Annotated in this window: 17 protein-coding genes; 8 read left to right on the forward strand and 9 right to left on the reverse strand. The window is 72.3% G+C overall.

Translation table 11 applies throughout. The annotated features are described in order from the left end of the window. Positions 1-58 precede the first annotated feature (58 nt). A complete protein-coding gene (locus QSK18_RS29665; RefSeq protein WP_285625947.1) occupies positions 59-1,189 on the forward strand; it encodes a DUF3500 domain-containing protein in 1,131 nt (376 codons plus the stop codon). Here the strand turns inward: QSK18_RS29665 and QSK18_RS29670 are convergent. Continuing rightward, positions 1,186-3,429 (reverse strand): putative bifunctional diguanylate cyclase/phosphodiesterase, encoded by a 2,244-nt coding sequence (locus QSK18_RS29670; protein ID WP_232815104.1) that lies wholly within the window; start codon positions 3,427-3,429, stop codon positions 1,186-1,188. The genes QSK18_RS29665 and QSK18_RS29670 overlap by 4 nt on opposite strands. A 181-nt stretch (positions 3,430-3,610) precedes the next feature. On the opposite strand from QSK18_RS29670, the gene QSK18_RS29675 reads away from it, so the two are divergent. Further along, positions 3,611-3,985, forward strand: coding sequence for a hypothetical protein (locus QSK18_RS29675; protein ID WP_232815105.1), 375 nt, complete (start codon positions 3,611-3,613; stop codon positions 3,983-3,985). A gap of 5 nt (positions 3,986-3,990) precedes the next feature. Here the strand turns inward: QSK18_RS29675 and QSK18_RS29680 are convergent, their stop codons facing one another. Beyond that, positions 3,991-4,392, reverse strand: coding sequence for an MmcQ/YjbR family DNA-binding protein (locus tag QSK18_RS29680; RefSeq protein ID WP_285625954.1), 402 nt, complete (start codon positions 4,390-4,392; stop codon positions 3,991-3,993). Positions 4,393-4,403: 11 nt separating this feature from the next. Continuing rightward, positions 4,404-4,814 (reverse strand): helix-turn-helix transcriptional regulator, encoded by a 411-nt coding sequence (locus QSK18_RS29685; RefSeq protein ID WP_232815107.1) that lies wholly within the window; start codon positions 4,812-4,814, stop codon positions 4,404-4,406. A gap of 92 nt (positions 4,815-4,906) precedes the next feature. On the opposite strand from QSK18_RS29685, the gene QSK18_RS29690 reads away from it, so the two are divergent. Beyond that, on the forward strand, positions 4,907-5,317 hold the full coding sequence (locus QSK18_RS29690; protein WP_285625959.1) for a VOC family protein: 411 nt from the start codon (positions 4,907-4,909) through the stop codon (positions 5,315-5,317). 49 nt (positions 5,318-5,366) lie between these two features. Here the strand turns inward: QSK18_RS29690 and QSK18_RS29695 are convergent, their stop codons facing one another. After that, a complete protein-coding gene (locus QSK18_RS29695) occupies positions 5,367-6,179 on the reverse strand; it encodes an SDR family oxidoreductase (RefSeq protein ID WP_285625962.1) in 813 nt (270 codons plus the stop codon). Between the two features lie 84 nt (positions 6,180-6,263). Between QSK18_RS29695 and QSK18_RS29700 the strand changes: the two genes are divergently transcribed. Together QSK18_RS29700 and trmB are read left to right on the forward strand one after the other, a co-directional pair. Next, a complete protein-coding gene (locus tag QSK18_RS29700; RefSeq protein ID WP_232815110.1) occupies positions 6,264-6,761 on the forward strand; it encodes a MerR family transcriptional regulator in 498 nt (165 codons plus the stop codon). 7 nt (positions 6,762-6,768) lie between these two features. Then, entirely contained in the window at positions 6,769-7,446 is a 678-nt protein-coding gene (gene trmB, locus QSK18_RS29705; protein ID WP_285625967.1) for a tRNA (guanosine(46)-N7)-methyltransferase TrmB, read from the forward strand. A gap of 44 nt (positions 7,447-7,490) precedes the next feature. Here the strand turns inward: trmB and QSK18_RS29710 are convergent, their stop codons facing one another. Then, positions 7,491-9,068 carry a serine/threonine-protein kinase gene (locus QSK18_RS29710; RefSeq protein WP_232815112.1) on the reverse strand — a complete coding sequence of 526 codons (1,578 nt, stop codon included), beginning with the start codon at positions 9,066-9,068 and terminating at the stop codon, positions 7,491-7,493. Positions 9,069-9,488: 420 nt separating this feature from the next. On the opposite strand from QSK18_RS29710, the gene QSK18_RS29715 reads away from it, so the two are divergent. After that, positions 9,489-10,145: a hypothetical protein gene (locus QSK18_RS29715; protein ID WP_285625972.1), complete on the forward strand. Its 657-nt coding sequence runs from the start codon at positions 9,489-9,491 to the stop codon at positions 10,143-10,145. Between the two features lie 105 nt (positions 10,146-10,250). Here QSK18_RS29715 and mgrA read toward each other — a convergent pair whose 3' ends face one another. Next, positions 10,251-11,291: an L-glyceraldehyde 3-phosphate reductase gene (gene mgrA, locus QSK18_RS29720; protein WP_232815114.1), complete on the reverse strand. Its 1,041-nt coding sequence runs from the start codon at positions 11,289-11,291 to the stop codon at positions 10,251-10,253. A 217-nt stretch (positions 11,292-11,508) separates the two neighbouring features. Here mgrA and QSK18_RS29725 point away from each other — a divergent pair, with 217 nt between their 5' ends. Continuing rightward, positions 11,509-16,848 (forward strand): diguanylate cyclase, encoded by a 5,340-nt coding sequence (locus QSK18_RS29725; protein WP_232815115.1) that lies wholly within the window; start codon positions 11,509-11,511, stop codon positions 16,846-16,848. Here QSK18_RS29725 and QSK18_RS29730 read toward each other — a convergent pair. Together QSK18_RS29730 and QSK18_RS29735 are read right to left on the reverse strand one after the other, a co-directional pair. Continuing rightward, on the reverse strand, positions 16,835-18,301 hold the full coding sequence (locus QSK18_RS29730) for an SDR family NAD(P)-dependent oxidoreductase (protein WP_232815116.1): 1,467 nt from the start codon (positions 18,299-18,301) through the stop codon (positions 16,835-16,837). The two genes, QSK18_RS29725 and QSK18_RS29730, sit on opposite strands and share 14 nt — an antisense overlap. Before the next feature lie 85 nt (positions 18,302-18,386). Next, complete coding sequence (locus QSK18_RS29735) at positions 18,387-18,947, reverse strand: HEAT repeat domain-containing protein (RefSeq protein WP_285625977.1); 561 nt, start codon at positions 18,945-18,947, stop codon at positions 18,387-18,389. A gap of 121 nt (positions 18,948-19,068) precedes the next feature. Here QSK18_RS29735 and QSK18_RS29740 point away from each other — a divergent pair, with 121 nt between their 5' ends. After that, positions 19,069-19,800 carry an SAM-dependent methyltransferase gene (locus QSK18_RS29740; protein WP_232815118.1) on the forward strand — a complete coding sequence of 244 codons (732 nt, stop codon included), beginning with the start codon at positions 19,069-19,071 and terminating at the stop codon, positions 19,798-19,800. A 9-nt stretch (positions 19,801-19,809) separates the two neighbouring features. On the opposite strand, the gene QSK18_RS29745 is transcribed toward QSK18_RS29740, so the two are convergent. Next, positions 19,810-20,172: an ArsR/SmtB family transcription factor gene (locus tag QSK18_RS29745; RefSeq protein WP_232815119.1), complete on the reverse strand. Its 363-nt coding sequence runs from the start codon at positions 20,170-20,172 to the stop codon at positions 19,810-19,812. Between the last annotated feature and the right edge of the window lie 56 nt (positions 20,173-20,228).

A 20,228-nucleotide genomic window follows, 5' to 3' on the forward strand; every position in this document is an offset into this window, starting at 1 on the left:
GCGCTGGGAGCGTGGGCAGGCGTTGAGGAGCACGGTCGGCGGACGTAGCGTGAACGGCGTGACCAATGGGGATCTCGCGGCAGTCATGGCCGAGAACGCGCGCGCCTGGCTGGGCAGCCTGAACGCGGCGCAGCGGGCGCAGGCGATGTGTCCCTGGCCCTCGGACGAAGAGCGGCACCGCTGGTACTACACGCCGACCGACCATGGTGGCCTGTCGCTGACCCAGATGCGGCCGGGGCAGCAGGGGTTGGCCATGCGGCTGCTGGCCAGCGGCCTGTCCGATCCGGGGTACGTCACCGTCTCCACGATCATCGGCCTGGAGAACGTGCTGGACAAGGCCGACGGGTGGGAGGTCGACTGGGGGCGGGCGCGGGGGCGCGACCCGCAGCAGTACTGGCTGCGGGTCTTCGGTGACCCGCACGAGGCGGGTACTCGTGGGCCGTGGTCGTGGCGCTTCGGCGGGCACCACGTCTCCGTGCAGCACCTGATTCTTGATGGTGCCGTGCAGGCCAGCACCCCCTGCTTCCTGGGAGCCGACCCCGCCTCGTCCCCGCTTCTTGGTGGTCTGTTCCTTCGTCCTCTGGGGGCCACTGAAGATCTGGCGGGGGAGCTGGTGCGCTCGTTGGACGGAGAACAGGCGGCCAGGGCGGTGCTGGCGCCGGTGGCGCCCGTAGACCTGGTCACTGGGAACCGTCCCAAAATTGTGGACGGGGACGACGTGATGCCTTTGGGGGAGCTCTGGCGCAGCCGTTTCACCTCGCCCCGCCTCCGGGACTCCGTGGAGGCCGTGCACGAGATGGCCGAGGTCAGGGCAGGAACCCGGCCGGAGCACCGTGAGGCCGTGCGGTACTCGTCCCAGCCCAAAGGCATTCCGGCAAGCTGGCTGTCGGCCAATCAGCAGACTGTGCTGCGTCGGCTGCTGGGTACGTTCATCGACCGGGTGCCCAGGTCCCTGGCCGAACGGGAGGCCGAGAAGTACGCGGGGAAGCGTTTCGACGGGGTGCACTTCGCCTGGGCAGGTAGTCAGGAACCCGGGCAGCCGCACTACTTCCGGCTACAGGCGCCGGGCCTGCTGGCGGAGTGGGACAACACCCAGCGCAACGGCAACCACGTGCACTCGGTGTGGCGAGACCCCGACAACGACTTCGGGGACGACGTGCTGGCCCGGCACCTGGCGCAGTTCCACTAGCGGGCCGGCTCGCTGGCGATCCGGGCCTCCCGTGCGGGCAGGGGGCGGCCCAGGTAGTAGCCCTGGGCCAGCTCGCAGCCGATCCGGGACAGGCGCTGCAGCTGTTCCTCGGTCTCCACCCCCTCGGCCACCACGTCCAGGTTGAAGGCGTGGGCCGCGGTGATCATCAGCGCGACCAGCGCCTGGGTGGCCGGGTCGTCCGAGCGCAGGAAGCTCTGGTCGATCTTGAGGGTGTCGACCTGCAGCTTCTGCAGCTGGCCGATGCTGGTGTAGCCGGTGCCGAAGTCGTCCAGACTCACCGTGACCCCGAGGGCGCGCAGGTCGCGCAGGTGCGCGTCGGCGGTGGGCTCGTCCATGAGGACGGTCTCGGTGATCTCCAGGACCAGCCGGCGGGCGTCCAGACCGCTGTCGTGCAGGGCGCTGCGCACCTCGTCGACCAGCGACTTGGAGGCCAGGTGGCGGGCCGAGATGTTGACCGCCACGGTGACGTCGTGGTGCCCGGCCGGGTCCTCGCGGGTCCACTCGGTCAGCTGCTTCGTCGCCCGCCCGAGCACCCAGCGGCCGATCTCGCAGATCAGCAGGCTCTCCTCGGCGGTCGGGATGAACTCGTCGGGCGGGACCAGGCCGCGCTGGGGGTGCCGCCAGCGGATCAGCGCCTCGTACGAACGCAGCCGGCCGGTGGCCACGCTCATGACCGGTTGGTAGTGGAGCTCGAACTCGCCGCCGGACAGGCCGGTGCGGATGTCGTGCTCGAGTTTGGCCCGGGCCTCCAGCTCCGAGCGCAGCGCCTGGTCGAAGATCTCGGCCCGCCCCCGGCCGTTGCTCTTGGCCCGGTAGGCGGCCAGGTCGGCGTCCTGCAGCAGCTGCTCGGCGTCGATCTGTCCGTCCCGGGCCAGGGCGATCCCCACGCTGGCCCCGATCGAGGCCTTGCCGGCGGCGGTCATGATCGGGACGCTGACCGCCTTGACCAGCCGGTCGGCGATGTCGATCAGCTCGGCCGGGGTGGGCACCGGGTCGATCAGGACGACGAACTCGTCGCCGCCCTGGCGGGCCAGGACGTCCCCGGCGCGCAGCACGCTCTTCATCCGGTCGGCGGTGGTGCGCAGGACCTCGTCGCCGGCGGCGTGGCCGAGCTGGTCGTTCACCCGTTTGAAGAAGTCCAGGTCGACGAAGAGCAGGGCGACCTCGCTGCCCGAGCGCCGGGCCCGGTGCATCTGGGCGGACAGCAGCTCCATCAGGTAGGCGCGGTTGGGCAGGTCGGTGAGGTGGTCGTGGGCGGCCTGGTGGGCCAGGTCGTCGCGGAAGGCGTCGCTCTGCCGGGTGGAGGCCACGAGCTGGCGCATGGACAGCCACATCCGGGCCGGTACAAGCACCGACAGCAAGAAGGAGGCGACCGCCAGGGGCAGGTGACTGTCCTGGTGGTCGTTGAGGTAGTCGATGAGCAGGATCGTGGGCACGACCAGCAACGCCGCGTACATGCCGAGCAGCCACAGCGGAGACAGCAACGTCTCCTGGCTCGGGGCAGGGGGTTCGGGCCTGCTGGCGGCCCGCACTCCGGCCCCCGTCCAGCCCGCGTACATGGTCAGATAGCCCATCGAGAACAGGCGGTCCTGGAAGTTGAGCGAGGAGTCCGACAGTCCGAACACGGTGTCCGCGATCAGCAGGGCCGCAATACTCAGGGCCAGCCAGCGGGAGATGACGGCGTCCAGCACCGCCACCGGGCTGGTGATGATCCAGACGATCAGGGCCAGCAGCAGCATGTTCATCACGGGGTAGGCCAGGCTGGTGAACCAGACCAGTTCGCCCGGTGGGCCGAGATGGTCTCCGAGCGCTATCCACAGCACGAGCCCGCCGGCCACGGTGACCACGGCGGTGTCCAGGACTCCGCTGACCGTGAGCGGCCGCCCGCGCTGCAGCAGCACCAGCCCCAGGCTCAGTGCGCCGTAGCCGAGCAGATAGCCCAGGTCGCCCAGCGAGGGATACGGCTGCGGGGAGCCCGACCACCGGTACCAGGCCTGCACGCAGTCCCCGGCCAGGATGAGCGTGCCCCCGATGCCGAACATGTGCCAGGCGGTGGTGTGGGCGCGGTCGTTGTGGGCGGCCAGCATCAGGGCGCTCATCGCGACCAGGCCGACCAGGATCTCGACGACGTTGCGGCCCAGCCCGGCGGGGACCAGCCAGTAGACGACCACCAGGGTCGCGACGACCAGGGCGTAGCGTCGCCCGAGACCCATCCCCATGGCGGATGCTTCGGATCATGCGCGCTTCGGGAAGAGCCGGCCGGGCGCACCGTCATCCGGGTGGCGCAGCAGTCTCCGGTGGGTCAGAAGGTGCAGCAGTAGCACCTTTCCCGCTCAGGAAAACCCAATTGGGGACGAAAGACCTCTACATACCCCGGTTGCCCCGCTCTACCGTGGACTCATGGACGCCGGCTACGAGCTCCCGCTTCCCGCCGCACAGATCACCGAGCGTTTGAACGTGCGCGAGCGCATCCCGCTCAGCGCCTGGTCGCTGCGGGTCACCGAGGTGCGGCTCGTGCCCCGGCCGGAACGGGTGCCCCTGGTCGAGCTGACCGTCGAGATCGGCGAACACCGTTCCGGGGCAAAGACTTCCGGGGTGGGTCGGCTGCAGCGGTGGAGCGTGCGGTTCGTGCTCGACGGCCGTTCTCTGCAGCCCGGCGCCCTGGCCGCCCCACTGCTGTTGCTGCTGCGGGTGCGGCTGGAGGACTGGTGGCTGAACCGGGCCGCGTACCCGCAGGCCGATGCGCAGCGCCTGGACACCGACAGCGAAAGCTGAGGCGATCAATCGTCCTCAATCTGAAGGCCTTTGAGAGCCTGGGCGGAAAGGCCGGGGCGGGCGGCGCGGGGGAGCGTGTCCACCACCAGGGTGTACGAGGTGCGCACCAGTTCGTCCACCAGGTCCTCGTCGACCTGGTCGGTACCCCGCAGCGAGATCCAGTGCTTCTTGTTCATGTGGTAGCCGGGGAAGACCGCGCCGGCGAACTCCTCCTGCAGGGCCAGGCTGTGCTCGGGTTCGCACTTCAGCGTGACCAGATGCTCGCCGCGCAGCTCGGTGGCCAGGAAGAACACCTTGCCCACCACCTTGGCCACCTCGTGCTCGGGGCCGAACGGGAAACCGAACTCGGCCTCGGGCAACGCGGTGGCGATGCGCACGGCCAGGGTGCGGAGGGTTTTCCCGTCCATAATTCGGCAGTTTACGAAGGCTGGCGGTGACGCACCGGGCGGGTGTGGATCTTGGCGATGCAGGGCGCGACCCCGGCCCCGTCAGCGTGCTCGGCGCGGGCCTTGTAGGCGCTCGGGCTCTCGCCCACCAGTTCGGTGAAGCGGGAGCTGAAGGTGCCCAGCGAGGAACAGCCCACGGCCAGGCAGACGTCGGTGACGCTGAGCTCGCCGATGCGCAGCAGGGCCATCGCCCGCTCGATCCGCCGCGTCATCAGGTAGCTGTACGGGGACTCCCCGAACGCTGCTCTGAAGCTGCGGGAGAAGTGGCCGGGGGACATGAGCGCGAAGCGGGCCAGCGCGGCCACGTCGAGGGGCTGGGCGTAGTCGCGGTCCATCTTGTCGCGGGCCCGGCGCAGCCGGACCAGATCCTCCAACGACGTCATACCGACCAGCATGGCACTTCCGCGCCCCAGGGCGCTGCACCGGTCAGGAATCGAGAAGCGCTGGTCACAGCCACGCGACTACGTTGAGCGGCATGGACATCACCATTCACCAGACGTTCCTGCCGCACACCGACCCGGAGGCCTCGGTGGCCTTCTACCGCGACGTCCTGGGTTTCGAGGTACGCCTCGACGTCGGCTACGAGAACATGCGCTGGATCACCGTGGGGCCGGTGGCCCAGCCCGGCACCTCGATCGTGCTCTACCCGCCCGCCGCCGACCCGGGGATCACCGAGGACGAGAAGCGGGTGGTCGCCGAGATGATGGCCAAGGGCACCTTCGCCAGCATCAACCTGGCCACCAAGGATCTGGACGGCACCTTCGAGAAGCTGCAGGGCGGCGACGTGGACATCGTCCAGGAGCCGACCGACCAGCCCTACGGCGTGCGGGACGCGGCGCTGCGGGACCCGGCCGGGAACCTGATCCGGCTGCAGCAGGTCAGCTGAGGACATCGACGGACGGGGGGCCTCCCGGCGGACGGGAGGCCCCGCCCGGTCAGGCGTCCACCGACGTGGTGACCTCACGCTGCGCCTGCAGTTCCGCCAGCCGGGACTTCAGGGCGTCTTCGATCTGCTGGTAGGGGCCGGATCCGAGGGCCAGGCGGCGCGGTGCGGGGGAGACGTCGGCGACGGCGATGAACGCGTCGGCCACCTTGCCGGGATCCACCCAGGCCAGGCCGCCTTCCTGCAGAGCCCGCCGGATGTCGCCGGAGGGCGTCCGGTCGTACACCGCGGTGGCCGGGGCCGTGTCGAGGGCGGTGCCGAAACCGGTCTGGGAAGGCCCCGGTTCGAGGATGGTGAAGTCTATCCCGAACGGTTCGACCTCCTGCGCGACCGACTCGACGAACCCCTCGATACCCCACTTGCTGGCGTGGTAGGCGCTGAAGTTGGGGTAGGCGATCTGCCCGCCCTCCGAGGCCACCTGCAGGATCCGGCCCCCGCCCTGGGCGCGCAGGTGCGGCAGGGCGGCACGGATCACGGCGATCGAGCCGAGCAGGTTCACGTCGATGACGCGGCGGATCTGCGCGTCGGTGAGTTCCTCGGCCGCGCCGAAGATTCCGTGGCCGGCGTTGCTCACCACCACGTCGACCCGCCCGGCGGTGAAGGCCTGGTCGGTGGCCGTGCGCACCGATTCTGCGTCGGTCAGGTCCATCTGCACCGTGCGCAGGCGCTCGTACTTCGCCGCGAGGTCGTCCAGGGCCTCCGGCCGGCGGACCGCGCCGATCACCGTGTCCCCGCGTTCCAGAAGCCTTTCCGTCATCAGCCGGCCGAACCCGCCGGAGGCGCCGGTGATCATCCAGGTACTCATGTCTGCTCAGTCCTCTCGATGGCGACCTGGTAGACGCTAGGAGTTCGAGTGGACTCGAGGACAAGCCCGCTTAGGCTGGATTCCGTGACCACCACTGCGGAAGCGATGAGCATCGGTGAGCTGAGCGCCGAGACCGGTCTGAGTGCGCACACCCTGCGGTTCTACGAGCAGGAGAACCTGTTCGTGAATCCGGTGGCGCGCGATTCCACGGGCCGGCGCGTCTACGGCCGCAGCGACGTGCAGTGGCTGCAGCTGCTCACCCGGCTGCGCGACTCCGGCATGCCGCTGGCCGACCTGGCGCGCTACACCGAGCTGGTGCGCGCCGGTGAGGGCAACGAGCAGCAGCGCATCGAGCTGCTGCGCGAGCACCAGGACAAGGTGCGCCGGCAGATGGACCGGCTGGCGGCGAGCCTGGAGGCGGTCAGCCGCAAGGTCGAGCTGTACGAGAGTGCGCTGGCCGGCGGTCACCCCGACCGCCCCTGGCAGGACGGCGAGGGCGATTGCGTGGTGCCGGCGCCGCCGGTGCGCTCGGGGCGTCAGCAGCCCCCGAAGTTCACGGGGCACGCCCGCAGCGGCGGATAATGTCCAGGTGACCGATACCTTCGTGCCTCCCGCCGTGCCCTCGTACAAACTGCGCAGGGGACGCATGGGGCTCGTCCGGCGTGAGGCGATGGATGCGCACTTCTCCCGCTTCCAGGTGCCGGAGGGCCCGCTCGACCTCGAGGCCCTGTTCGGCCCGGGGGTGCCGGTGGTGCTGGAGATCGGGTTCGGGACGGGCAGCAGCACGTTGAGCATGGCTGCGGCCGATCCGGCGACCGGCGTACTCGCGGCCGACGTGCACACCCCCGGGGTCGGCAATCTGGTGCTGGCGCTGGTCGAGGGCGGCCTGGAGAACGTGCGGGTGCTCAACGGTGACGGCGAGGAACTGCTGCGCAGCCGGATCCCCTCAGGCAGCCTGGCAGGGGTACGGGTGTACTTCCCCGACCCCTGGCCGAAGGCCCGCCATCACAAGCGCCGCCTGGTCACGCCGCGCTTCGCCGCACTGGTGGCCGACCGGCTGGCTCCGGGTGGGCTGCTGCACTGCGCCACCGACTGGGAGCCGTACGCAGAGCAGATGGCCGCCGTGCTCCGGGCCGAGCCGGGGCTGGAACTGCAGAACGACGGCGCGGTGGAGCGCCCGGCCTGGCGTCCGGTGACCAAGTACGAGGCCCGGGGGCTGGCCAACGGGCACCGGGTGGCGGACTTCCTGGCCCGGCGGCCGGCCTGACGAAGAACGGCCGGGTGCTTTCACCCGGCCGTTCTGCGTTTGCTCTAGGGGTTGCCCGCGGCGCCGCCACCGGTGTCGCCGGTGGGCTCGCCGCCCGTGTCCGGCGTGGTGGTGGTCGGGTCGGCCGGGGTGGTGGTCGGCGGCGGCGCGTCGGTGGTCACCGTCGGGTCGGGCGCGGCCGTCGTGGTCGGGGTGACCGTCGGCTTGGACGTGACCGTCGGGTCGTCGTCGTCATCGGGCACGTCGTCGTCCGGGGTGTCCGAGTCGGAGGGCTTCGGCCCCGTGGTGCGCGAGGGCCCGGCGGTCGCGGTCCGGGTGGTGCTGCCGCTGGGGATCACCACCGTGCCGTCGGGCCGGGTGGTCGCGCCGGCCGTGGGGATGTTGTTCGGGGCGGTGGCCGGCACCGTGCGCAGCTTGCCGTCCTTGTCCTTGATCACGGTGGACGAGGCGCTGGCGGTGGGGGCCAGGCCGCCCTCCTCCTGCGAACCGGAGACGTTGGCCGCCGGATCCTCCTTCTGGCCGCCGTCCTGGTTCAGCATGATGACGCCGCCGACCACGACCGCGACCAGCAGCACCGCGCCCCCGGCGGCCTGGGCGAAGATCGGTGTGCGCCACCAGGGCTGCTCCCCCCGGTGCGGCTCGCCCCGGCGCTGCTCGGGCGGTGCGATCACCGGGTTGCCGCGCCCGGCGGTGGCCGAGGCCACCTGGTCCATCAGGGCGTCGTAGGCGCTGTTGGCCCCCAGTTGCGCGGTGAGCGCGATCTCGGCCGGGGTCTGCATGCCGGTGGGCGGGGTGCTGCGCGGCAGGCGGGTGACCGGCTGGCCGGTGCGCGCGGCGATGGCCACGTGCTTGGCGTTGGGCCGGTCTTCTGGGTCCTTCTCCAGGCAGGCGTCGATCAGGTCGCGCAGCTCGGCGGAGTGGATCGGCGTCATGTCGACCGAGGCGTGCACCGTGCGGTAGAGCATGGCGGTGGCCGGGCCGGTGCCGAAGGCGGGTTCACCGGTGGCCGCGTAGTAGAGCAGGGCGCCCAGGGAGAAGATGTCGGTGGCCGGGCCGACCCGCTTGCCCACCGCCTGCTCGGGCGACATGTAGGCGGCCGAGCCGGTGATCTTGCCGGTGCTGGTGACCGTGCTGGCCTCGGCGGCCCGCGCGATACCGAAGTCGATCACCCGGGGCCCCTGCGGGGACATCAGGATGTTCGAGGGCTTGAGGTCGCGGTGGATCACGCCCGCGCGGTGGATCTCGGTCAGCGCGTCGGCCACGCCGGCGGCCAGGTCGAGCACGTCGTCGGGGTGCAGCGGGCCGGAGGCCTCGATGGTCTGGAGCAGATTGCGGCCCTCGACGTACTCGGTGGCCATCCACGGCAACCGGGCGTCGGGGTCGGCGGTGAGGACCTCGGCGGTGTAGGTGCCGGAGATCCGGCTCGCGGCCTCCACCTCGTGCCCGAACCGGCGCCGGAACTCCGGGTCGGTGGCGAGGTACTCGTGCACGACCTTGATCGCCACGAGACGGCCTTCGGGGGCCTCGCCGAGGTACACGGTGCCCATGCCACCGCCGCCGAGACGCCCGACTACGCGGAATTCACCGATCTGCTCCGGATCCCCGGGCCGGAGGTCGTACACGTCGAGTCTTCTCCTGAGTTCGGCTGATGCCGTGCCTGCGACAGTAGGTGCACACTATCGGGCGGGTGTGACCGTCCGCAGGCGAATTCGCCGATCCGGACACAACCCTGACATTGAGTTATCTCTCGCCTGAGGGTCGGGTCGGCTTGCGGGCCGCGCCGGGTGCCGATGGGATCACTGAGTGACCTCCCCGACGGCTCAGGGTGATCTTCCGGGTGATCCCTGAGTATCTCCAGCGGCCCACCGCACATCATCAGAGATGTCATCCGTAGGAGGACGCCCGGGCGGCGTAGTACGACTCACGTCGTACCCGGGAATGCTCCCCCAGGCGGATGTGCTGGGTAGTTGCAGGTAGCAGGCTTATGCAGGCCGGCGGACGGCATCGGGCGGTCCGCGGCACGACCTTGGGGGAACTTCCTGATGTCCGAGACCATCGCCGACGTCGCCGTCGGCCACGCCGGTCACGACCAGGCGGGCAAGGCCGGAACCACCGACGAGCGCACCGACACCGTTCACGACACCGTCCGCGAGACCGTCTACGAGTACGCCACCGTGCAGGCCCCGCGCCGGCTGGAGTGGGTCTACCGCGACGCCTACCGGCACCTCGGCTGGCTGCTCGACGCCTTCGACCCCGATGGCTGCCGCAACCCCGCTCTGGTCACCCTGCGTTTCCGCCGCGACCTGGCGCTGCCGGGCCGTGCGGCGCTGGCCGGCCTGCAGCGCGAGTGCGACGAGGCGCTGGCCGTGATCGCCGCCCGCGAGCGGGTGCGCACCTCACTGGTGCACTCGTCCACCGCCCTGTCCGGCATCGTCGGCGCCGGTCTCGTGGCGGGGGCCGCGCTGACCCTCGACGACGGTGACCTGCTCACCCCGGTCCTGCTGGTCGCGCTCGGAGTGGTGGTGTGGCTCATCGGAGTGATCGGCCGCCGCCACCTGGCCGAGATCGCCGCCGCCCGGTTCGGGCTGGGCATCGAGAAGGAGTACGCGGTTGTGCTGCGCACGGGCGAGCAGGCCGCGCAGCTGCTGGCCCGCGCCGGCGCTGCAGACCGGCTGGAGCTGATCCCCGCGCAGCCGTAGGGCACCGGCTGCGAGCTGATCGTGGCGCCGCCGTAGGCAGCGGTACGCGCCGAGCGGCGCCCGGGTGTGACCACCGCAGCGGTGATCACACCCGGACGACCGGAGTCAGGAGCGCTCGGCCCCGGTCCACGGCCGGGTCACCTTGACCGCCTCGGCCAGCACGCTGTCGATCCGGCCCAGTTCGTCGGCGGCGATCTCCAGGTTGCCCAGTGCCGCCACGTTCTGCTCCAGCTGCTTCACCGACGAGGCGCCGATGATCAGCGAGGTCACCCGCTCGTCGCGCAGGGCCCAGGCCAGCGCGAGCTGGGCCAGCGTCTGGCCGCGTTCCTCGGCGATCCCGGACAGCTGGCGCAGCCGGCCGATCAGGTCGTCGGTGATCTGGCCGGCGTCGAGGGACTTGCCCTGGGTGGCGCGGGAGCCCTCGGGGATGCCGTTGAGGTAGCGGTCGGTCAGCAGGCCCTGCTGCAGCGTGCTGAAGCCGATCACGCCGAAGCCCTCGTCGTGGGCGGCGTCGAGCAGGCCGTCGTCCTCGATCCAGCGGTTGAGCATGCTGTAGGAGGGCTGGTGGATCAGCAGCGGCGTGCCCAGCTCGCGCAGCAGCCCGGCCATGGTGCGCGACTCCGCGGCGGTGTAGCTGGAGATGCCCACGTACAGCGCCTTGCCGGCCCGCACCGCGGCGTCGAGCGCCGAGGCGGTCTCCTCCAGCGGCGTGGTCGGGTCGAAGCGGTGGGAGTAGAAGATGTCCACGTACTCCAGGCCCAGCCGCTCCAGCGACTGGTCGAGCGAGGACAGCATGTACTTGCGGCCGCCGCCGCCCTGGCCGTAGGGGCCGGGCCACATGTCGTAGCCGGCCTTGGAGGAGATGACCAGCTCGTCGCGGTAGGGCTTGAGGTCGGTGGCGAACAGCCGGCCGGCGTTGATCTCGGCCGAGCCGTAGGGCGGGCCGTAGTTGTTGGCCAGGTCGAAGTGCGTGATGCCCAGGTCGAACGCCCGCAGCGCGATGTCCCTCTGCACGGCCCAGGGCTTGTCGTCGCCGAAGTTGTGCCAGAACCCCAGCGAGAGCAGGGGCAGGTCGAGCCCGGAACGACCCGAGCGGCGGTAGCGCATGCTGCCGTCGTAACGGGCGGGATCGGGGCGATACGTCATCAGGGCGCTCCATCGTTCGGGTACTTGGCCAGAAGCGGCCTCGGTCATTGTGACCGGTCCGGCCGACGGGCCCGGCCCGGGGTATCCCCCGCACGGGCTACCCCGCGTCAAGTGCCGATCCACGTTCGCCGACCGCATTCGTGTGACACCGGAACGTAGAGGGAGCCCAGCAACGGCCACAGGAGCCGGGGCCACGCAGAGCACGGCGCCCCTCGGCGTGCCGGTGGAGGTGCCCGGGTTCGTCTTCCTGGAGCAGCTCGGCGGGGGAGCGGGCAGCACGGTCTACCGGGTGCGGCGGGACGGGGCCGGTCAGGACGAGGGCGCCGAGTACGCGCTGAAGCTGCTGGACCGGCCGGTCGGGGCCTCGGGGCAGCAGACGCCGCAGGACCTGGCGGCGCTGCGTAAGGAGGCCGCGCTGCTGACCGCCGTGGACCATCCGGCCCTGCCCCGGGTGCACGAGGTCGGGCTGGCGGGCGGGCGGCCCTACCTGGTGATGGACCTGGTGCGCGGCACCTCGCTGGCCGACGTGCTGGACCGGGGGGCGCTGGTGCCGGAGCAGGTCGCGACGATGGCCCTGGACGTGATCGAGCCGCTGGCCGCGGTGCACGCCCGCGGTCTGGTGCACCGTGACCTCAAGCCGCAGAACGTGATGGTCCTGCCCGACGGGCAGGCCCGGCTGATCGACTTCGGGCTGACCGCGCGCGAGGGCGACTCCGAGGGCGAGGGCGAGTCCCCGGCCGTGGGCACCCTGGCCTACTCGGCGCCGGAGCAGGCGGGCATGCTCAAGCGCCCGGTGGACAACCGCTCGGACCTGTACTCGCTCGGCGTGATCATGTTCGAGGCGCTCGCCGGGGTGCTGCCGTTCTCGTCGCTGGACGTCGGCGAGCTGCTGCGCGCGCACGCCTCGCAGCCGCCGCCCGACCTGACCGTCCTGGTCCCCGGCACCCCGCCCGAGCTGGCCGCGATCGTCGACACCCTGCTGGCCAAGGACCCCGACGACCGCTACCCGGACGGTCAGGCGCTGGCCGCCGACCTGCGCGACTTCGTGGGCAAGCAGCGCCCGGTCCGGCCCCCGCAGACCGCGCCGATGTTCGGGCGCCAGGCCGAGCTGGACACCCTGCGCGAGGAGTGGACGCGGGCGGGCAGCGTCGCGGGCGGGTTCGCCTTCGTCCGCTCGGCCAACGGGCTGGGCAAGACCCGCCTGGTCAACGAGTTCGGTGACCTGGTCGAGGAGGCCGGCGGGACCGTGCTGCGGGCCCGCGTGCTGCCCGGCGAGACCATGCCGTTCGCCCCCTTCCGGGAGGCGTTCGAGGCGCACCTGCACCAGCTGGCCCGGCTGCCCTGGGGCGAGCGCTGGGAACGGGCCTCCCGCCTGCGCGAGGTGTTCGACACCTGGTCGCCGGAGATGATCAAGCGGATCGCCCCCAGCCTGGAGTCCGTGCTCCGGCCCACCACCGAGCAGGCCGACCAGTCCGGCCAGGCCGATCCGGCCGGTGGCTCCCGGGCGGTGGCCCTGCCCACCGGCGCCGTCTCCGCCTCGGTCACCGAGCTGGCCGAGCAGCGCACCGAGGAGCAGTTCGGCATCGCCGTCGCCGAGGCCCTGCTGGCCCTGGCCCGGCTCTCCGGCGGGCTGCTGCTGATCCTCGACGACACCACCTCCGGCGACGCCTCCTTCACCCAGGTGATCGGCCACCTGGCCACCGAGGTCCGCGGTGCGCCGCTGATGTACCTGAGCACCGGCCGGGACGACGCCCTGGAACAGGTGCTGCACGACGACGACCTGGCCGCCTTCTTCGCCTCGGCCCGCACGGTGCTGGACGTGAGCCTGCAGCTGGCCCCGCTGGACGAGGCCTCGATCGGGGCCCAGATCCGCTCGCTGGTGCCCGGCCAGCACCTGCCCGACGCCGCGCTGAAGGCCCTGACCACCCGCAGCAACGGCAATCCGTTCGTCGCCCAGGAGTACCTGTGGGCGGTGCTGGACGCGGGCCTGCTCTGGCCCGCCTGGGGCACCTGGCGCCTGGACCTGGACGGCCTGGACGCCCTGGCCCTGCCCCAGGACGCCATGGGCCTGGTGCTCAAGCGCGTGCAGAACCTGGCCCCGCAGGCCCGCGACCTGCTGGTCACCGCCGCGGCGATCGGCGCCGAGATCCGGGTCGACGTGATCGCCGCGGTCGAGCAGCGCAGCACCGCCGCGGTGCAGGGGGCCCTGGCCGAGGCGGCCCGCCAGCGCCTGATCGAGCTGGGCGAGGAGGGCACGTTCTGGTTCCTGCACGGGCGGATCGCCGACGCCCTGCTGTCCGACCTGGACCAGAGCGGCCTGCAGGCCCTGCACCGGCGGATCGCCGACGTGCTCGCGGCCCGCCCGGCCCCCTCACCGGCCCTGGCCGTCGCCCACACCTTCGCCGTGGCCCGGCACTACATGCAGGCCGGGCCCGCCGCCCCGGCCGAGAAGGTCCTGGCCGCCTGCATGGAGGCCGGGAAACTGGCCCTGGAGGAGTCCTCGGCCGAGGACGCGGTGCTGTTCCTGGAGCACGCGCTGCGGGTCGGCCCGGGCCGCACGGCCGGGACCAGCGCCCTGCTGGTGCTGCTGGGCCGGGCCCTGAAGCAGTCCGGCCAGTTCGCCGCCGCCCGCCAGCGTCTGGAGCAGGCCCTCGCGGCCGAGCCGGACCCGCTGGCCCAGGGCGCGATCTACACCCAGCTGGCCGAGGTGCACCGCTGCGGCTACCGCAGCGACGAGCTGGAGGAGGCGATCCACCAGGGCTTCGCGGCCACCGGCCGGCCACTGCCGCGCAACGTGTTCTGGCTGCTGCTCACCTCGGTGCTGATGGCCCTGGTCTCGGTGCCGCGCCGCCGGCTGCGACCGCTGCTGGGCGACGCCTCCGGCGAGGCCCGCCGGCGGGCCCTGACCATGGCCGGGCTGCACGAGGCGGCGCTGAGCGGGGCCAGCCTGGGCATGCGGGTGCCCGAGTACTTCGCCCACAACCTGCGCTCGCTGTACTGGGCGGCCAAGCTCGGGCACGGCCGCCGGTTCGTGGCGGCCCAGCTCAACGTCGGCGTGCTGTTCGCCGCCCTCGGCCTGAACCGCGCGGCCGAGCGCTGCTTCCGCCGCTGCGACGCCGACCTGTCGGCGCAGACCCGCCCGATCCGCTCGCTCGTGCGCTCGTTCCGCCTGGGCGGGGCCTGGGCCGGCAACCGCCCCGAGGGGGCGGGCTGGCGGCGGCAGTTCGAGGAGTTCGGGCCCTGGCTGGAGTTCGCCACCGCGATCGACGCGATGAGCGCCTTCAACCTCACCGCCTGCTTCGCCGGTCGCACCGACGAGGCCGAGTACTGGCTGGCCCAGGGCCGGGCCAAGCTGAGCGGGCGGGCCGAGGAGATCACCACCTTCGTCACCGCCGCCCCGATGACCGCCGCCCTGCTGGGCCGTCGGGTCGAGGCCGAGACCGAGCTCGGCCGGCTGCAGGCCTGGACCGCGGAGATCGGGGCCCGCCAGCTGCGCTTCGTGCATGTCATGGCCGCCCTGTTCGTGCTGCTGGAGGACGGCGAGACCGGGCCGCCGGTGGACCACGCGATCGACGACTTCGAGGCGCTGCGCCTGCCGCCGAGCCTGATCTGGCGGGCCAACCGGCCGATCTTCTACCTGATCGCCGCCGCGCGCCTGGCCCAGGCCCGGGCCGCGGGCGGGCCCACCACCACCGAGGGCGCCCATCGCACCAACCAGGCAGCCAAGGCCGTGGAGCTGCTGGGGCGCGCGGCGAACACCGACGAGATGAAGGCGTTCTGGACGATCGCCCGGGCCGACCTGATGGTGCTGCAGGGGCAGGCCCGCAAGGCCCTGGACACCCTCAACGACCTGGACGTGGCCGGGCAGGAGGATCTGCCGACGCCGGCCTTCGAGGCGGCCCGGATCGCGGCCCGGGCGCTGCGCCCGCTGAACCCGGCCGAGAGCCGGCGCCGGGCCCGGACCGCCCACGCGATCGCGGTCTTCGAGGGCTGGCCGCGCCGGGCCGAGTCGGTGGCGGCGGAGTTCGCGCTGCCGGTCGAGGAGCGCCCGGGCTCCAGCAGCGTGGGCGGGGCGGTGACCGGCTACTCCAACGGTCATGAACGCCAGCGGCTGGAGGCCCTGCAGGAGGTCAGTGCGGCCGCCTCGCGGGTGCTCGACCCGCGGGTGCTGGCCCGGATCGCGCTGGAGGAGACGATCCGGATCCTGGCCGCCGAGCGGGCCTTCCTGTTCCTGGTCGAGGAGGGCACCGGTGCTCTGGTGCCGCACCTGGGCCGGGACGCCGCCGGGAACGACCTGGCCCAGCTGACCGGCTACTCCACCAGCCTCGTCGACATGGTCCACCGCACCGGCCGGGCGCAGGTGATCACCGGCACCGAGGAGGGCGCCGCGCTGGGCGCCCAGAGCGTGGTGCTGCACGGCCTGCGCTCGATCCTGATCGCCCCGATGAAGCTGAAGGACCGCCTGCTGGGCGTGGTCTACCTGGACAGCCGGGTGGCCAAGGGCATCTTCTCGGACGACGACCTGGAGATCCTGACCGCGCTGACCGGGGTGCTGGCCTCGGCCCTGGAGACCGCGCGGGCGGCCGAGCGGGCGATCCGGGCCCAGACCGCCGAGCGAGCCGCCCAGCTCGCGGCCGAGCTGGCCCGCTCGCTGCAGACCGCCCAGGAGCGGATGGCCGAGCCGGTGGAGAAGGCCGCCGTGCTCGAGCGGCTGGTGCAGTGCGCCGGCCGCGGGGCGGGGATGCTGCCGGCCGACATCGCCCTGCTGCTGCCCGAGGAGAGCGCGAGCACACCGTTCGGCGGTGAGGGCGCCGACGCCCCCGGGCCGGTGCGGCAGGCCCTGCCCGGGGTGGCCTCGTGGCTGGCCCTGCCCCTGCACGCCACCGACGCCGACCTGGGGGTGCTGGTCCTGGCCACCGCCGACCCGAAGGTCAACCTGGGCGAGGCGGTGGAGGTGGGCAGCGCCCTGGTGGCGCTGGCGATGACCGCCTACGACCGGGCCTCGCTGTTCGAGCAGGTGCGCGAGCTGGCCGTGGTGGACGAGCTGACCCAGCTGGCCAACCGGCGGCGGTTCTTCGAGGTCGCCACCCGTGACCTGCAGGCGGCCCGGCGCCAGGACCGCCCGCTGATCGGCATGATGATCGACATCGACCACTTCAAGCGGGTCAACGACACCCACGGCCACCCCACCGGCGACGACGTGATCCGCGAGGTGGCCGCCCGGCTGGCCGCCCAGGTGCGCAGCAGCGACGCGATCGGCCGCTACGGCGGTGAGGAGTTCGCGGTGCTGCAGCAGAGCGACGACCCGGACCTGGAGATGGCCGAGCGGCTGCGGGCCGCGGTGGCCGGGACCCCGGTCCCGACCCGGACCGGCCCGCTGGCGGTGACGATCAGCATCGGCGTGGCCCGGCTGCGCCCCGGCGACCAGGACGTGGCCGCGCTGCTGGCCCGCGCCGACGCCGGGCTCTACCGGGCCAAGCAGGCCGGCCGCAACCGGGTGGCCGAGACCACCGACGAGCCGGACGGGCCGGACGGGCCCGACGTCACCAGTCGGTAGGTTCGTAGTCCTTCAGGAACACCCCGAACAGGTCCTCGCCGGCCTCGCCGCGCACCACCGGGTCGTACACCCGGGCGGCGCCGTCGACCAGGTCGAGCGGGGCGTGGAAGCCCTCGTCGGCCAGCCGGATCTTGGTCGGGTGCGGGCGCTCGTCGGTGATCCAGCCGGTGTCGACCGCGGTCATCAGGATGCCGTCGGTCTCCCACATCTCCCGGGCGCTGGTGCGGGTGAGCATGTTCAGCGCGGCCTTGGCCATGTTGGTGTGCGGGTGCCCGGCGCCCTTGTAGCCCCGGCTGAACTTGCCCTCCATGGCCGAGACGTTGACCACGTACTTGCGCTCGGCGGCGGCCGCGGCCATCGCGGCCCGCAACCGGCTGATCAGGATGAACGGCGCCACGCTGTTGGCCAGCTGGACCTCCAGCAGCTCGACCGGGTCGACCTCCTGCACCGGCTGCACCCAGCTGTTGGTGTGGTGCAGGTCGGGCACCAGGCCGCCGGCGTCGATCGCGGTGTTGGCCGCGATCCGCGCAGGGGAGGCCGAGCCGGCGGTCAGGGCCAGCGCGGTCAGCGCGTGCGGGGAGGGGGCCCAGTGCCCCTCGGCGCCCGCGGTGAGGGCGTCGATCGCCTCCGGGTGCGCGTCCAGGGTGCGGCCGATGGTGATCATCTCCGGCAGCGGCCCGTCCGGCAGCGGTGCCTTCTCGGCCGCCACCAGCGGGGCGTAGGCGCCGGCCGAGCGCCGCACGGTCTGCGCAGCGTTGTTGATCAGGATGTCCAGCGGGCCCTGCGCGGCCACGTCGTCGGCCAGGGCGGTGACCTGGGCCGGGTCGCGCAGGTCGACACCGATGATGCGCAGCCGGTGGATCCAGTCGCCGCTGTCGTCCATCGAGGTGAAGCGGCGCACCGCGTCGGCCGGGAAGCGGGTGGTGATGGTCAGGTGGGCGCCGTCGCGCAGCAGCCGCAGCGCGATGTGCATGCCGATCTTGGCCCGGCCCCCGGTGAGCAGGGCCCGGCGCCCGCTCAGGTCGGTGCGGGCCTCGCGGCGCTGCCGGTTCCGGGCCGCGCAGTCCGGGCACAGCTGGTGGTAGAACGCGTCGACCTGGGTGTACTTCTGCTTGCAGATGTAGCACCCGCGCGGTTGCAGGTAGGTGCCGGCCGAGCCGTCGGCGGTGGCCGAGCTCAGCGGCAGGCCCTGCGTCTCGTCGTCGATCCGGCCCGGGGCCCCGGTGGCTGTGGCGGCCGTCACGGCGGCGTCGTTGGCCAGGATGGCCGCCCGGCGCTCGCGGCGCCGGTGCTCCTTGGCCGCCTTGAAGATCTTGGCGGTGGCCAGGCGGACCGCCACGAAGTCCGGGTGGTCGTCCGGCAGGTTCTCCACCTGCGACAGGACCTTCAGGCAAAGGGCCAGGTCGTCGGGGTCGATGGCCGTACCGGCCGGGTCTTCGAGGTGCGCCGTCATGATGTTCGAACCGCTCGGATCTCTGCTCGGTGGTCGGGGACTTGCCTAGCAATGTACGCAACCGCGCGCACCGGTGGTTGCGCGTTCACCCAGCCGAGGCCCCGACCCGGTCCAGATGAGCCCGGGTGGGCAGCGCCACCTGGGCCGGGGGAGGCCCTTCGGGAGCCGCCTGCGGCAGGTTCCCGCCCAGCCACTCGCGTTCGAAGGCCGACAGGCGGCCCCACTCCTGGCGCAGGAAGCCGATCAGCCGCACCGCCCCCTGGGAGCCGGACTCGGCCTGCACCAGCAGGTACGACAGCGGCATGGCGTACGGCAGCCCGGCCCGGCGCGGCCCGCGCCGGCGCACCTCGTCCTGGTAGTAGGCGAACACCTCCTCCCAGGCCCGCCCGTCGCCCACGTTGTAGAGCACGTCGGCCGCGCACTCGCGCACCGAGCGGGTCGGGTCCGACAGCAGGGCGGCGAAGTCGGCGGTGGCGTCCGGGCCGGCCGCACAGGCCAGCGCGGTGACCGCCGCGCGGCGGACCTCCTGCAGGCCGGGGCCGAACTCGGCGATCAGCAGGCGCAGTTCGGCGTGCGCCTCGCGACTGGTCGCCGTTCCCAGTTCCAGGGCCCTCAGAACCGTCTCGTACGGGTTCACGGCGTCCATTCCGGCACGTGCCTTGTCTCCAGCGGTGGCCGCCCGGTCGGGGGCGACAGGCGGAAACCTAGTAGATCGACGCTCGGTATTTCGCTGGCGGATGATGCCCCCGGGTTGTCAGGGTGCACCGATGGACCGCAACCGGATCTCGCGCATCGCCCACACCGGCCACCCGATCGCCGCGCCGCTGAGCGACCAGGCCGTCACCGACGTCCTCAAACAGGCCCTGAACAGCACTTCTGCCCAGGCCCGGCTGCTCGACCTGGGCTGCGGGGGAGGCGAGTGGCTGTTGCGCGCCCTGGAACAGCACCCCGGCGCAGCCGGCGTCGGGGTAGACGTCTCCGAGCCCGCTGTCGCCCACGCGCGCGCCGAGGCCGACCGCCGGGGACTGGCCCAGCGCCTGCGGATCGAGCAGGAGGACGCGGCGAGCTTCCGTTCTGAGGGGGAGTTCGACGTGGTGTTCGCGGTCGGGGTCAGCCATGTCTTCGGGGGACTGCTGCCGACGCTGACTGCCGCCCGCAAGCACCTGGCCGCCGGGGGACGGGTGGTGCTCGGTGACGGCTTCTGGGAGTCCCCGCCCTCGGCCGAGGGGCTGGAGATCCTCGGAACTATGGACGATCTGACCGGCCTGGTCGGCTCGGTCACCGAGGCGGGGTGGACGCCTGTGTACGGGCACGTGAGTTCCCGCACCGAACTCGACGCGTACGAGTGGGCCTGGACCGGGGCGCTCGCCGCCTGGGGGCTGCAGCGACGCGGGACGCCGGAAGGGCAGGAGGCGCTGGCGGTCTCGGCCGAGCACCGTCAGGGATGGCTGGCCGGCTACCGGTCCTCGTTCGGGTTCGTGACGCTGGTGGTCTGCTGAAAGGACGGCTCAGCCGGTGGCGCCGGGCCGGTCGGCGACCCCGAGCCGGCGGTGCTCGCTGTGGTAGATCGCCTGGTCGAGCAGTTGCGCCACGTGGTTGTCGTAGAGGCTGTAGACGATGCTGCGCCCGGCCCGGGTGCCCACCACCAGGTCGAGGTTGCGCAGCAGCCGCAGCTGGTGCGAGACGGCCGACTGCTCCATCCCGACCGCCTCGGCCAGATCGCTCACCGCCCGCGGGCCCTGCCGTAGCTCGGTGAGGATGAGCAGGCGGCTGGGGGTGGCCAGGGCCTGCAGGGTGGTGGCCACGAAGGCGGCGCTCTCCGCGTCCAGCCGGGTGGCCGGGCGGTCGCGTCCCTGCACTCCATGTCCCACAACCAGGCACTTTACCTCCCTCGTCGACCAGGACCCCGGGCGGCCACGGCCGTACA

The sequence above is a fragment of the Kineosporia sp. NBRC 101677 genome, from assembly GCF_030269265.1.
In the GTDB taxonomy this organism is placed as follows: domain Bacteria; phylum Actinomycetota; class Actinomycetes; order Actinomycetales; family Kineosporiaceae; genus Kineosporia; species Kineosporia rhizophila.

Coding starts and splice junctions, on each gene's coding strand:
- QSK18_RS29695 (WP_285625962.1), bottom strand. CDS start 6,179: ATGAGTACCTGGATGATCACCGGCGCCTCCGGCGGGTTCGGCCGGCTG.
- QSK18_RS29670 (WP_232815104.1), bottom strand. CDS start 3,429: ATGGGGATGGGTCTCGGGCGACGCTACGCCCTGGTCGTCGCGACCCTG.
- QSK18_RS29675 (WP_232815105.1), top strand. CDS start 3,611: ATGGACGCCGGCTACGAGCTCCCGCTTCCCGCCGCACAGATCACCGAG.
- QSK18_RS29740 (WP_232815118.1), top strand. CDS start 19,069: ATGGACCGCAACCGGATCTCGCGCATCGCCCACACCGGCCACCCGATC.
- mgrA (WP_232815114.1), bottom strand. CDS start 11,291: ATGACGTATCGCCCCGATCCCGCCCGTTACGACGGCAGCATGCGCTAC.
- QSK18_RS29715 (WP_285625972.1), top strand. CDS start 9,489: ATGTCCGAGACCATCGCCGACGTCGCCGTCGGCCACGCCGGTCACGAC.
- QSK18_RS29735 (WP_285625977.1), bottom strand. CDS start 18,947: ATGGACGCCGTGAACCCGTACGAGACGGTTCTGAGGGCCCTGGAACTG.
- QSK18_RS29685 (WP_232815107.1), bottom strand. CDS start 4,814: ATGACGTCGTTGGAGGATCTGGTCCGGCTGCGCCGGGCCCGCGACAAG.
- QSK18_RS29730 (WP_232815116.1), bottom strand. CDS start 18,301: ATGACGGCGCACCTCGAAGACCCGGCCGGTACGGCCATCGACCCCGAC.
- QSK18_RS29680 (WP_285625954.1), bottom strand. CDS start 4,392: ATGGACGGGAAAACCCTCCGCACCCTGGCCGTGCGCATCGCCACCGCG.
- QSK18_RS29690 (WP_285625959.1), top strand. CDS start 4,907: ATGGACATCACCATTCACCAGACGTTCCTGCCGCACACCGACCCGGAG.